The organism is Gracilibacillus sp. YIM 98692 (assembly GCF_010993965.1).
GTDB lineage: Bacteria > Bacillota > Bacilli > Bacillales > Amphibacillaceae > Gracilibacillus.
In genome coordinates this window covers 17,858-31,651 of the sequence record NZ_WIXM01000037.1, presented here as the reverse complement: position 1 = coordinate 31,651, position 13,794 = coordinate 17,858, and the positions used below count along the sequence as shown (strand labels likewise).

At 37.2% G+C, this 13,794-nt stretch carries 13 protein-coding genes; 2 read left to right on the top strand and 11 right to left on the bottom strand.

Annotated elements, in window-relative coordinates; genetic code table 11:
• Positions 1–264 precede the first annotated feature (264 nt).
• From GHD00_RS18770 to GHD00_RS18755, 4 genes are all read right to left on the bottom strand, one after another.
• The gene (locus GHD00_RS18770; RefSeq protein WP_077621319.1) at positions 265–489 is read right to left on the bottom strand and encodes a helix-turn-helix domain-containing protein; all 225 of its coding nucleotides are present in this window, start codon (positions 487–489) and stop codon (positions 265–267) included.
• Positions 490–661: 172 nt separating this feature from the next.
• Positions 662–1,423 (bottom strand): succinate dehydrogenase iron-sulfur subunit, encoded by a 762-nt coding sequence (gene sdhB, locus GHD00_RS18765; RefSeq protein ID WP_163539739.1) that lies wholly within the window; start codon positions 1,421–1,423, stop codon positions 662–664.
• A 15-nt stretch (positions 1,424–1,438) separates the two neighbouring features.
• Positions 1,439–3,190 carry a succinate dehydrogenase flavoprotein subunit gene (sdhA, locus tag GHD00_RS18760; RefSeq protein WP_163539738.1) on the bottom strand — a complete coding sequence of 584 codons (1,752 nt, stop codon included), beginning with the start codon at positions 3,188–3,190 and terminating at the stop codon, positions 1,439–1,441.
• Between the two features lie 45 nt (positions 3,191–3,235).
• Positions 3,236–3,844 carry a succinate dehydrogenase cytochrome b558 subunit gene (locus GHD00_RS18755; protein WP_163539737.1) on the bottom strand — a complete coding sequence of 203 codons (609 nt, stop codon included), beginning with the start codon at positions 3,842–3,844 and terminating at the stop codon, positions 3,236–3,238.
• Positions 3,845–4,216: 372 nt separating this feature from the next.
• Here GHD00_RS18755 and GHD00_RS18750 point away from each other — a divergent pair, with 372 nt between their 5' ends.
• Entirely contained in the window at positions 4,217–4,642 is a 426-nt protein-coding gene (locus GHD00_RS18750; RefSeq protein WP_163539736.1) for a DUF2507 domain-containing protein, read from the top strand.
• Positions 4,643–4,673: 31 nt separating this feature from the next.
• On the opposite strand, the gene uvrC is transcribed toward GHD00_RS18750, so the two are convergent.
• The 7 genes from uvrC to zapA all read right to left on the bottom strand — a co-directional run bounded on the left by uvrC (position 4,674) and on the right by zapA (position 12,665).
• The gene (gene uvrC, locus GHD00_RS18745) at positions 4,674–6,461 is read right to left on the bottom strand and encodes an excinuclease ABC subunit UvrC (RefSeq protein WP_163539735.1); all 1,788 of its coding nucleotides are present in this window, start codon (positions 6,459–6,461) and stop codon (positions 4,674–4,676) included.
• A gap of 94 nt (positions 6,462–6,555) precedes the next feature.
• Positions 6,556–6,870 carry a thioredoxin gene (trxA, locus tag GHD00_RS18740; protein ID WP_163539734.1) on the bottom strand — a complete coding sequence of 105 codons (315 nt, stop codon included), beginning with the start codon at positions 6,868–6,870 and terminating at the stop codon, positions 6,556–6,558.
• A gap of 200 nt (positions 6,871–7,070) precedes the next feature.
• On the bottom strand, positions 7,071–7,478 hold the full coding sequence (locus GHD00_RS18735) for a DUF350 domain-containing protein (RefSeq protein ID WP_163539733.1): 408 nt from the start codon (positions 7,476–7,478) through the stop codon (positions 7,071–7,073).
• A gap of 213 nt (positions 7,479–7,691) precedes the next feature.
• Positions 7,692–10,040: an endonuclease MutS2 gene (locus GHD00_RS18730; protein ID WP_163539732.1), complete on the bottom strand. Its 2,349-nt coding sequence runs from the start codon at positions 10,038–10,040 to the stop codon at positions 7,692–7,694.
• Positions 10,041–10,055: 15 nt separating this feature from the next.
• Positions 10,056–11,771, bottom strand: coding sequence for a DNA polymerase/3'-5' exonuclease PolX (polX, locus tag GHD00_RS18725; RefSeq protein ID WP_163539731.1), 1,716 nt, complete (start codon positions 11,769–11,771; stop codon positions 10,056–10,058).
• A 92-nt stretch (positions 11,772–11,863) separates the two neighbouring features.
• Positions 11,864–12,397 (bottom strand): CvpA family protein, encoded by a 534-nt coding sequence (locus tag GHD00_RS18720; RefSeq protein ID WP_163539730.1) that lies wholly within the window; start codon positions 12,395–12,397, stop codon positions 11,864–11,866.
• Positions 12,398–12,404: 7 nt separating this feature from the next.
• Positions 12,405–12,665 carry a cell division protein ZapA gene (zapA, locus tag GHD00_RS18715; protein WP_163539729.1) on the bottom strand — a complete coding sequence of 87 codons (261 nt, stop codon included), beginning with the start codon at positions 12,663–12,665 and terminating at the stop codon, positions 12,405–12,407.
• A 132-nt stretch (positions 12,666–12,797) separates the two neighbouring features.
• Here zapA and rnhC point away from each other — a divergent pair, with 132 nt between their 5' ends.
• Positions 12,798–13,739, top strand: coding sequence for a ribonuclease HIII (gene rnhC / locus GHD00_RS18710; RefSeq protein WP_163539728.1), 942 nt, complete (start codon positions 12,798–12,800; stop codon positions 13,737–13,739).
• Positions 13,740–13,794: the final 55 nt, after the last annotated feature.

Here is a 13,794-nt window from a genome sequence, read left to right as displayed (position 1 = left end):
ATCATTATATCCAAATATGAGTTTCGTTAATGGGGTATCCACTTTTTATTCTAGTATCAGTATGTCCGCAAATTTTAAAAAAAGTAGTGATGTAACCACCATGACCATATGTAGCTTAAGCAATGTGCGTAATATGATATATTTTCAAATGCTTGAAAGAAGATGAATACTTTCCATCATTCAACAGTGTAGTGATACTATATTTTCAACATTTTCTAAAAACAGAAAAACCAGTTATTCTGGAATAGAATAACTGGCCTTCATCTAAAGCTTTAACTCGCCCATGCGTAATAATTCCACTACTGCTTGTGAGCGCCCCTTTACACCCAATTTTTGCATCGCATTTGATATATGATTACGAACAGTTTTTTGTGAGATAAAAAGCTCTTGGGCGATTTCCTTAGTGGTTTTATCTTGCACTAATAGCTCAAATACTTCTTTTTCCCTTTTGGTCAGTAATTGCTTCGGCTTGTAGTCATTATCTTTCAAATGTTAACCCCTCCTTGCTACTTTCAGGCGTTTAATTGAAGAGGGTATTACTTAGTCACTGTATAATATGTCAAGTAAAGTTAACTTGTGCTCTACAAACGTCTAATATTTCAACTTTTCGAGACTTTTGTAAAAAAAAAGAAGCAGCCATTTTACATGACTGCTTTTTTTCTTAATGCGCATAATCACTGCCAAAGAAATTTTTAAATGATTGAATGTTGGTTTCTCTATTCAAAGCAGCAATGGAAGTAGTTAATGGAATACCTTTAGGGCAAACTTGAACACAATTTTGTGAGTTGCCACAACCTGCAAGACCTCCATCTTCCATCAATGCTTCTAAACGTTCACTTTTATTCATAGCACCCGTTGGATGGGAGTTGTGTAAGCGTACTTGTGATAATGGAGCTGGTCCGATAAATTCAGACTTACTATTTACATTCGGACATGCCTCTAAACACACACCACAAGTCATACATTTAGAAAGCTCATAAGCCCATTGACGCTTTTTCTCTGGCATTTTTGGACCTGGGCCTAAATCGTGAGTTCCATCAATCGGAACCCATGCTTTCACTTTCTTCAAGGAATCAAACATACGGCTGCGATCTACAACTAAGTCACGAACTACTGGGAACGTTGCCATTGGTGCAATACGAATGGGCTGTTCTAATTTATCAACCAAGGTGGAACAAGCTTGTCGAGGTTCACCGTTGATCACCATGGAACAAGCTCCACATACCTCTTCTAAACAGTTTGACTCCCAATTCACCGGTGCAACTCTCTCACCCTTGGCGTTCAATGGATTTTTCTGTGTTTCCATTAATGCAGAAATAATATTCATATTTTTTCGATAATTGACTTTAAAAGTCTCCTCATAAGGTGATGAATCCGGACTATCTTGTCTAGTAATGACTAGAGTAATAGTGTCTTCTGCCATTTGTTTCTACCCCCTTTATTTTTTCTGACTATAATCACGTTTTCTCGGTTTGATTAACGATACATCGACATCTTCATAATCGAAAGTTGGTCCATTCTTCTCATTATCGAAAGATGCCATGGTTGTCTTTAACCATTCCTCATCATTACGATCAGGGAACTCTGGCTTATAATGTGCACCGCGACTTTCATTACGGTTATATGCTCCCATTGTAATAACACGAGCAAGATGAAGCATATGTTTTAATTGTCTTGTAAACATAACCCCTTGATTGTTCCAGCGTGAAGTATCATTGATATTAATATTTTCCCAGCGTTCCAATAATTCTTGAATTTTTTCATCTGTTTTTAATAGCTTTTCATTGTCACGAACAACGGTTACGTTATCAGTCATCCACTCGCCTAATTCTTTATGGATTTGATAAGCATTCTCTTCGCCATCCATTGCAAGCAATTCTTCAAAATAATCTTCTTCTTCTTTCAACTTATTATCAAATATAGAAGATGGTACATCATCGATTGTTTTCTCTAATCCATCAATATATTTAATAGCATTCGGCCCTGCTACCATACCACCATAAATAGATGATAATAAAGAGTTTGCACCAAGTCGATTCGCACCATGCTGTGTATAATCACACTCACCTGCTGCGAAAATACCTGGAATGTTTGTCATTTGATCATAATCAACCCATAAACCACCCATAGAATAATGAACAGCAGGGAAAATTTTCATTGGTACCTTTTTAGGGTCTTCTCCAACGAATTTTTCATAAATTTCAATAATACCACCAAGCTTTACATCTAACTCTTTCGGATCTTTATGAGAAAGGTCTAGGTATACCATGTTCTCCCCATTAATACCTAGTTTCTGATTCACACACACATCAAAAATTTCACGAGTTGCGATATCACGAGGAACAAGGTTACCATATGCAGGATATTTCTCTTCTAAGAAATACCATGGCTCTCCATCTTTGTATGTCCATACACGGCCGCCTTCTCCACGAGCAGACTCACTCATTAGACGGAGTTTGTCATCACCCGGAATTGCAGTTGGATGGATTTGAATAAATTCACCGTTTGCATAAACAGCACCTTGTAAATATAGACCTGCCGCTGCAGAACCTGTATTAATAACAGAGTTCGTTGATTTACCAAAAATGATACCTGGTCCACCTGATGCAAAAATAGTAGCATCTGCTTTAAAGGCTTTTAATTCATGCGATTTGATATTTTGACCGATAATACCTCGACCTACCCCTTCATCATCAACAATCGCTGAAATAAATTCCCAGCCTTCATATTTAGTTACAAGGCCTTGTACTTCAAAACGGCGAACCTGCTCGTCCAATGCATATAGCAATTGCTGCCCTGTTGTGGCACCTGCGAATGCGGTACGGTGATGCTGTGTTCCACCGAAGCGACGGAAGTCCAGTAAACCTTCAGACGTACGATTAAACATAACACCCATACGGTCCAACATATGTATGATTCCTGGAGCTGCGTCACACATTGCCTTAACTGGAGGCTGATTTGCTAAGAAGTCTCCACCATAAACCGTGTCATCAAAGTGTTCCCATGGTGAATCGCCTTCCCCTTTTGTATTAACAGCACCATTGATACCGCCTTGTGCACAGACAGAGTGAGAACGTTTTACAGGAACTATAGATAATAAATCTACATGAACTCCTGCTTCTGCTGCTTTAATTGTGGCCATTAAGCCTGCAAGACCACCACCGACAATAACTATATTGCGATCACTCATTTCATACTCACTCCTTCAATTTCAACTAATCTTATCATTCATCTATTAAACAAATGCAAATAGCGCACGAATTCCGATGTACGTTACTGCTAAAAAGATTAAAAGTGTTGCATATGTAGCAATTTTTTGCGAACGCGGTGTTACGGTAATTCCCCATGTTACAAGGAAACTCCACAATCCGTTTGCAAAGTGGAATGTCGTAGACACGACACCAATAACATAGAACCAAAACATAACTGGATTAGCTAAAATATTTTCCATCAAGCTATAATCCAAATCTTTTGTTCCCATTCCAATTTGAACACGTGTTTCCCATACATGCCATACTATAAAAATCAAGGTGATAATCCCTGTGATTCTTTGTAGGTAAAACATCCAATTACGAAAGTACCCATATCGTTGAACATTATTTTTCGCTACAAAGACGATATAAACACCTAATACAGCATGAAACAAAATGGGTAGAAAAATAATGAAAGTTTCAAGCACAATTCTAAATGGCAAATCATGCATAAAATGTGCCGCTTTATTAAAGCTTTCCGGACCATATACAGCAAAGTGGTTTACGACCAAGTGCTGAATTAAAAAGATCCCTATCGGCACAACCCCTAATAGTGAATGTAACCTGCGATAAAAAAATTCCCTATTTTCCAAGTTTTTGTACCCCCCTCTAGAAATAAATGTGCATACAACATATACGCGATGGATAACGAAGCACTCTCATATAAAAGCGCTTTACAACATGATCTAAAAGTACTTTTCTAGTTTTTCCTCCTTTTAGAACATATATTCATCTCCAAAGCACGTATTTTGTCAACACAACTATTGTACTTCTATCGGGAAAAAGCGTCAAGAAAACGAATACTATTTTTGGACAATATTTGCCATACCTCATATAATGATTAATCATTTACCTTGATGACACCTATTTTTCTGTAAAAGTTATGTAATAAGATTGAAGTTTTGATAGAAAAAGAGGATAATAGTAATAAAATAACGGACGAAAACATGGAGAGGGGAACAATTTTGAGTCGACAAACACCAAATATGGCTACAGTACTTACAAATCTTCAAACAACAAGTAGCGGATATGATATTATTCGATATATAGGTTTACCAGACATGTTAGGGGAAGAATCAGATTTGATTTTATATGTGCTTGGAAAAAATTTAGCTCGTCATACCGAATGTGGAGCAATTGAAGAAGTGGAACAGTTTTTCGTGCATGCAGGTTGGGGTGATTTACAATTAGAAAAAGAAAAACGGAAAGGGCATCTATTTAGGCTGGATGGAGACATCGTATTAGCTAGATTTCAAACCATAGAAAAAATAGATTTTCAGTTGGAAGCAGGATTTCTAGCAGCATCCATGGAACACATCACAGGTAAAAGCTGTGAATGCTTACCGGACATCAAAAAAAATTATGTAATACTACAAGTTATCCATCAATAGATCCCCTATGCTTCCAAGCAGTATAGGGGATCTAGTCATTCTGTATCTTGCTCTTTAATTGAGAGATAATGTTTTCGGCAACAGGGTTTGGAATACCTAATCGGATTAATTCTTCCTTTGTTGCCTTTTTTAGTTCAGTAATAGATCTAAAATGAGTCAATAATAACTTTTTACGCTGTGCACCTACTCCATCAATTTTATCTAATTCTGAATGAAAAGCCCCCTTCCCCCGTAACTGACGGTGAAAAGTTATAGCAAATCGATGTACTTCGTCCTGTATCCGCTGAATAAAATAAAACTCCTGAGAGCGTCGATCTAGCGAAACAACTTGAACAGGTTCACCGTACAAAAGTTCACTTGTTCTATGTTTATCATCCTTCGCGAGACCACATAATGGAATGTCTAGACCTAATTCGTTTTCTAATACATCAATCGCTGCTGACATCTGCCCCTTTGCTCCGTCGACCATGATCAAATCAGGGAGTGGTAAATGTTCTTTTAACACTCTCGTATATCTTCTTCTGATTACTTCACGCATTGTTTCATAATCATCAGGGCCTTCCACATTTTTTATTTTATATTTTCTATATTCTTTTTTAGCAGGTTTACCATCAATAAATACGACCATTGCTGACACTGGGTCCGTGCCTTGAATATTAGAATTATCAAATGCTTCAATCCGATGCGGAGTTTCAATTTCAAGCTTTTCGCCTAGACGTTCCACTGCTTTAATCGTTCGTTCTTCATTTCTTTCTATTAAAGTAAATTTTTCTTTTAGAGCGATTTCTGCGTTTTTTCCAGCTAATTCTACTAATTCTTTTTTTCTGCCGCGCATCGGTATATGAACGTCTACTTCTAATAATTTTTTCAATAATTCTACGTCTGTCGGGATTGGGACTAAAACCTGTTTAGGTTTTGGGTGATGATGGTGTAAATAAAAACTACCGATAAAGCTTAGGAAGGTTTCTTGAGCATCGTCAAAAAAAGGAAATAATGATACATCACGTTCGATAAGTTTTCCTTGTCGAATAAAGAATACTTGGACACACATCCACCCTTTGTCATAACTATAGTGAAATACATCTCGATCCACATTATCATTCATCGTCATTTTTTGTTGTTCCATAACAGATTCCAAATGCTCAATTAAATCTCTAATTTCTTTTGCACGTTCAAAATTTAACGACTCAGAAGCGTCGTACATTTTCTCTGTTAAATCTTTTTTGATTTGATTATGACCGCCATTTAAAAAACTTGTCATTTCCTGCACAATTTTCTGATACTCTTCTCGCGATGGCGGGTTTTCTGAACAGGCTAAGCATTGATTCATATGGTAATACAAACAATGCCTCCCTTTCGGATTCTTACATTTACGTAGAGGATACAACCTGTCCAGTAGCTTTTTTGTTTCTCTAGCTGCTAAGACGTTAGGATAAGGGCCAAAATACTTACCTCTATCTTTCTTGACTTTTCTGGTAACTATTAAACGGGGATGGCGTTCATTCGTGATCTTTAAGAAAGGATACGACTTGTCATCCTTTAATAATACATTATATTTAGGGTCATATTTTTTGATCAAATTCATTTCTAATATTAGTGCTTCGATTTCAGAACTTGTCACTATGTATTCAAAATCTTTAATCTCTCGCACCAGGCGTTGTGTTTTTTGATCATTAGCTCCTGTAAAATAAGATCTCACACGATTTCGCAGCAATTTCGATTTCCCCACATAAATCACTGTACCATGTTTATCCTTCATTAAATAGCATCCAGGTTGTGTTGGTAAGACTGCCAATTTCTCTCTTATCGTTTCATTCATCGAAAAACACACTCCTAAAGGTAAAACAATCCCTTATTATAGCACTGGGGCTACAATAAGGGATTGGCATTCCAATATTTTCATTCGAGAAGAATTAGGAATGTTTATTAATAATTTCTACTAACGCTTCTTTAGGTTGGTACCCAACTACTTGTTCTACTACTTCCCCGTCTTTAAATAATAGAAGTGTTGGAATACTCATTACCCCATACTTCCCTGCTGTTTCTTGGTTTTCATCTACGTCTAATTTGACGATTTTTACTTGATCACTCAATTCACCATCTATTTCTTCTAGAACTGGTGCAATCATTTTACAAGGTCCACACCAAGTTGCCCAGAAATCAGCTAAAACTAATCCTTCGCCTATTTCTGTACTAAAATTGCTATCTGTAGCATTTACGATTGCCATTTTCATTCCTCCTTCATAGCCGAATTTCTCATACAGTATAACATTGTCACAAAAAAGGTTGCCACTACTTTGCTTATTATAAATGATTTGGCACGTGTTATACTTTTGACATTATAGTAAATACACTATACCAAGTGCAAGAAATACAATTGACAAAACGATTAATACATATGCTAATGTTTTCAACTATTCGCACTCCCTTAGCCAATGCTAGAACCAATTACAAAGGATAAGCCAACAGAAATAACCATAGAAATAAACCCTACTGCTCGGTTATCCCTTGCAATTTCTTGATCAATTTTATACGTAGGTGTTAAAAATTCAAAAATAAAGTAACCTAAAAGTAATAAAATAAATCCAAATGTTCCCCACGTCATACTTTCAAGGATGGAATCATTATGTTGGATGGAAAAACGAAATATGTTTGCAATTCCAAAGATTTTTCCTCCTGTTGCCATCGCCACACTCATGTTTCCTCGCTTTATTTCGTCCCAATTCTTATAAGATGTGACAAGCTCAAAAATGACTAAAAAAACAATCAAACATAAAACCGCAACACTATATCTTGCAGCTGTTTCGACAAAGATATTACTCCAAAAATCAGACAATGTTAAGCCCACTCCTCATCCCAATTTTATCACGGTGAACAATCGTCCGTAAGCCCACAGTTAATGACGTAGATTAATGCAAGAAGTAGAAGTGGGAGATACCGGACAGGGCACTAGCACCCTGATAAGTTTCGCTAACCACAGGGGGGGTGAAGACCCCTACTGATGGAATTCTCTCTTTATATCATGGGGGCAAGATTCGTCCTCTGTTAGCTATGACAATTCCAGAACGGTTACACCTAGTCCACCTTCATTCATTCCGCCATCTCTAGCACCTGCTATTTTGGAATGCTTTCTTGCAAATGCTCTGACACCTTTACGTAACGCTCCAGTCCCTTTCCCGTGAATAATCGATACTTTTCCATAACCTGCTAAAAGGGCATCATCAATATATTTCTCTAATTGCTGCAGGGCATCTTCATACCTTTCACCTCGGACATCCAACTCTGGTTTCACATGATAATGAGCTCCTCTAACGGTCGCTAATGGCTTCTCCATTTTCGGCTCATCGCGTCGTACAAATAATAAATCTTTCCGTTTTGCCTTCATTTTCATGATACCGACTTGCACTTGGAATTCATTTTTACCTGTTTGTTCTATTACAGTTGCTTTTTGATCTAAGGTTAATAATTTTACTTCATCGCCTGGTTTTAATGTTTTCGCCTTATCTTCATCAATAGTTGGTGCCTTTTTCTTTTCTTTCTTTGAAAGGTCAGGCTGAGCTTCATTTAACAATTTTTTCGCTTCAATCCACTCGTGCTCTTTCCATTCTGTTTCTGTCTTCATATTACGAAGCTCTGATACCACTGTTTCTGCTTCTTCACGAGCTTTTGCTACAGCTTTTTCTGCTTTTTCTTCCGCTTTTTTATAAATCGCTTCTCGCTGTTCTTCTAATTGTCGCCATTGCTTCTCTAAATCTCTCTTTAATTGAGCAGTTTCTTCTAATATGTTGTGTGCTTGTTCATAATCTGCATCCGCCTTTTTACGAGAATCCTCTAAGGATGCAATCATGTTTTCCACACTTTTGGAATCTGCTCCAATCTGCTCTTTTGCTTTCGCTATGACTTGATCGCTTAACCCCAGTCTTTTCGATATATCAAAGGCATTGCTGCGGCCTGGTACTCCGATTAATAAGCGGTAGGTCGGTTTTAATGTCTGCACATCAAACTCCACCGATGCATTAACGACTTCCTCTCGATTATATCCATATGCTTTTAATTCTGGATAGTGTGTCGTAGCAATTACACGAGCCCCTTTTTCTATTACATAATCTAAGATAGACATAGCAAGTGCAGCACCTTCTTGTGGATCTGTACCAGCACCTAACTCATCAAACAACAATAAAGAACTAGAATCAAAGTGTCCCAATATGTCCACGATATTGGTCATATGGGAAGAAAATGTACTTAAGCTTTGTTCAATCGACTGTTCATCTCCAATGTCTGCAAAAACATTCGAGAAGATTGCTAACTGACAACCATCCAATGCAGGGACTTGCAAGCCTGACTGTGCCATCAATGTACAAAGGCCCACCATTTTCAATGTGACCGTTTTCCCCCCCGTATTCGGTCCAGTGATGACGATCGCTGAGAAATCTTCCCCTAACTCAACATCATTTGCTACCACTTCATCTGGTTCAATAAGGGGATGCCTTGCTTGTTTCATTTTAATCATACCATGGTCGTTCATTGTTGGTCTACTTGCCTTCATTTGATGGCTTAACTTGGCACGTGCTGTAATGAAGTCGAGCTTTGATAGCGCATCTACATTTTGCATTAAGAAAGCTTCATCATCAGCAATGCGCTGTGATAACTCTCTTAATATTCTTTCAATTTCATTCTTCTCTTCAGCTTTGGTTGCTTGTAATTCATTATTTATTTCCACAACCGATTGCGGCTCCATAAATAAGGTAGCACCAGAAGAAGATTGATCATGAACAATGCCGCCAACTGCCGAACGATACTCTTGCTTTACTGGCAGCACATAACGATCATTTCGAATAGTGATGATCGCATCGGATAACATCTTGGATTTTGATTTTGTAATATGGTCTAATTTATCTCGAACTCTATTTTCATTGGTACGAATTTTAGAACGCAAACCTCTCAACTTATCCGAAGCCCCATCCATCATATGGCCATGGTCATCAATACAATTTTTAATTTCTCGTTCTAATTCATTTAATGGTACAATTTGATCCGCTAACTCTTCCATGATAGGAGCTTCTACATCTTCTAATTGATCGAAAAAATATTTCAGTTGTTTTCCACCATAAATTGTACTGGCAATATCTAAGCACTCTTGTGGATTTAACATCCCCCCAATAGCAGCACGTTTCACACTAGGTTTTATATCAACGATGCCACCTAATGGGATATGGCCTTTTAATCGGAGGATATGAAAGGCTTCATCTGTTTCATCTTGCCACTTCACCACTTGGTCAAAGTCCGTAGAAGGAAGTAGTGCTCGAGCCTGTTCCACTCCTAGCGAAGATGCGGCTTGCTCCATTAATTGAGATATGATTTTATCAAATTCTAAGACATGAAAAATTCGCTTGTTCATGAACGTGAACTCCTCCTAATCCTTAGCTAGAAAATGCTTGAACTCTTGCCTAGTCATGGTATTGATGACCGTTCCTTTAAATAATTTGCCTCTTCGAGCGGTACGACATCCTGATGTCATATGATCTAACATGCGATAATCATGCGCATCTGTATTAATAGCAATGTTAACTCCTTTTTCTTGTGCATGTTGAACCCACTCTGCAGATAAGTCTAACCTGTTGGGGTTAGCATTCAATTCTAGCACTGTGTTCGTTTGTTTTGCTTTGTCGATTAACCATTCTATATCAACAGAATACCCTTCTCTACGTCCAATCAACCTGCCAGTTGGATGAGCTATCATATGAACATAAGGATTTTCTAAAGCACGTGTTAACCGCTCATGTATTTTTTCTTGTGATTGCTGAAAACTGGAATGAATGGACGCTATTACAAAGTCTAATTCTTTTAATGTCTCATCTGTAAAGTCAAGGTTTCCATTAGGTAATATATCCATTTCAATTCCTGCATATATGTCTAGTTCAGGAAATTTCAGACGAAGTTGTTCTATTTCCTGTCTTTGTCTGCGCAATCTTTCTTCATTTAATCCATTTGCTACTCGTAAATATTTGGAATGATCCGTAATAACGATATAGTCGTGCCCTTTATCTAAGGCCTTTTGCGCCATCTCTTCAATAGATTGAGCACCATCACTCCAAGTCGAGTGCATATGAAGATCCCCTCTTACATCTGATTCCTGTACCAGTTTAATCGGTTCTTTCGCTAACTCTATTTCATCCTTCCCTTCTCTTATTTCAGGGGGAATGTAGTGCAAGCCAAAACTTTTATAAAATGCTTCCTCGGAATCAAAAGTAATGATTTCTCCTGTTTCCAGATCTTCCACGCCATACTCACTAATTTTTTTACCTTGTGATTTCGCTAACTGACGCATTAATACATTATGATCCTTTGAACCAGTGAAGTGATGTAAAGTAGTTGGAAAAGCTTGTTCCTCTACAATACGAAAATCAATATGAATCTCATAAGTATCTTTGAGGACGATGGAGACCTTGGTATCTCCAGATGCAATAGTTTCCACATTTCCCTCTATACTCAATAATTTTTCCCTTACTTTTTCTGGTTGGTCACTTGAAATAATAAAATCAATATCTTTCACTGTTTCACGATACCTTCTCATGCTGCCTGCTAGTGAGAACCTCTTGATTTCTTCTATTTTGGATAGATAGTCTTCGACTACTTTTACAAGAGGTAACACTTTAGCCACTGGTAATCTATCTGGTTGACTATTTAAATTGTCTAATGCTGCTAAAATTTTTTCTTCTGACTTTTTGCCAAATCCCTTTAACTGTTGAATCTCTTCACGCTCACATGCCTCTCTTAAGGTTTGTTCATCTACTATGTTCAATTCTTGGTATAATCTTGCTAGCTTTTTTCCACCTAAACCTTGCAGATGTAGTAATGGAATTAAGCCTTCTGGAATTTCTTTTTCTAACTCAGTCAAAGCAGTGGATTGTTCTGTGTCGATAAATTCATTAATAACACTTGCTGTCCCTTTTCCTACTCCTTTTAATTTTGTCACGTCATCTATTTCAAATAATGATCTTTCATCCCGTTCTAAAGCCTGAGCTGCTTTTCGGTAAGCCGATATTTTAAATGGGTTCTCCCCTTTTAATTCAAGATAGGTCGCTATTTTTTCTAAAAGTTTGAGCACATCTTTTTTATTGACGTTCATATCGCAATCCCTCACTTCTATTCCTAAAGCGGAAATACCCTTGCCTTTTTCTTAGATGCAAGGGTAAATAATGGTCACTTTCCACTATTGATTTAACTTTCGAACCAAATATCTGTTAGTTTATCCGAAATAACTGGTGTATGATTAATAATAAATTGAGCAATGCCTGATTGATCGATCCATGCTTGCACCTCTGGAACAGGCAGCAATGCAATGATATATAATGCAACGAATATTAGAAGGTAGACTTCAACGAAACCAAGGATCGCCCCCAACCAACCATTTATAAGGTTGAGAATAGGTAAATCAGCGACAAAATCTAACATTGTGGCAATAATTTGCAGCAAGATTTTTGTTACAAAAAATAACACACCGAAAGCAATCGCATTATAAAACGCTGTTTCTAGTGGTAAAGAATCTAAAAATACTGCCCATGTTTCATCTGTGGGAAAATCAGGGTATGGAATCCACAACTCTAATTTCGATGCAAAGCTATCATAATACATAGCCGCAACAATAAAGGCAATCACAAAGCTTGTTAAATGTAAAAGCTGTAGGATAAACCCTCTCTTTAAACCAATCAAAAAACCAATAACAAGTAATATAAGGATAATTAAGTTTACCATGTCAAATTTATTCCTCTTTCTCCTCTAATAATTTCTGTAAAATTTCATAATCTTCTTTCAATTTTATATAATCATTCATTGTATTCACAGCAGTTAATACAGCTAAATTAGTCGTATCTAATGCTTTGTTATGTTTATGTATTTCTCGCATTTTCTGATCAACAAGGCTAGCCACATTCTCGACTTGTTCTTCCTTTTCATTTCCTATAATGTTATAAGATCTCCCATAAATACGAACCGTAATACGTGATTTATCTGGTTGGGTCACCATGATACCCCCTTATCAACGATTAAACCTTAAAGTTAATATTAACATGAAGCGAACAAATAGAAAACTATTCTGATAGTATGGTCTTTGTTATACTACATGTATCACTATTAACGAAGGAGCGAATACTCATTGTCGAATGTTGTCTTACAATTACCGAAAAATTTATTACAAAAGTTAAAAAGTCACTATCAATCACAGATTCACCAAACTCCAGTTAACACGATATTTCAAGCAAAAGCAAATGGGGCCAGTATCACTGCTTATTCATCTGGTAAAGTGTTATTTCAAGGGAAAAATGCAGCAATAGAAGCAGATAAATGGAAAACATTAGCTCTTCACAGCAACCAATCACAATCAGCCAAAGTCTCTGTTAATCAACATGATTATCAACCACCAAAAGATTTTTTCAGCCAAAGTCATATCGGTACAGACGAAGCTGGTACTGGTGATTATTTCGGTCCTATTACGGTTGGTGCTGTTTATGTAACAGATGATCAGATAGAACCTTTAAAACAGTTAGGGATAACGGATTCCAAAACGTTAACCGATGACCGAATCACAGAACTTGCGAAAACCTTAGTAAGAGAGCAAATTCCATATACACTTTTAACCCTTGACAATAAAAAATATAACCAATTACAAAAAAAAGGCTGGTCTCAAGGAAAAATGAAGGCAATGCTTCATCATCATGCCATACATAAATTAGCTAAAAAATTAGGTGAAGTCAAGCCGAAAGGGATACTTGTTGATCAATTCTGCCAACCCTCAGTATACCAAAAACACATTCAATCAGAAGGCGAAGGATTGCCTGAGAACACGTTTTTCATGACAAAAGCGGAAAGTTACTCTACTGCTGTTGCTGCGGCATCGATCATTGCTCGAGCAAAGTTTGTGAAAGAAATGGATCGCTTATCAAAAAGTGTCGGTGTGACGATTCCTAAAGGAGCTTCCAACAAAGTAGACGAAACCGCTGCCTATATCATAAGAAAGTTCGGATTAAATAAAATGAATCAGGTAGCCAAAACACACTTCGCCAATACGGAAAAAGCAAAGAAATTAGTAAAAAAATAAAGAGAGACTTTCATCAGCGGGGGTCTTACGAAAGATTGTTCACCGTGATAAACAA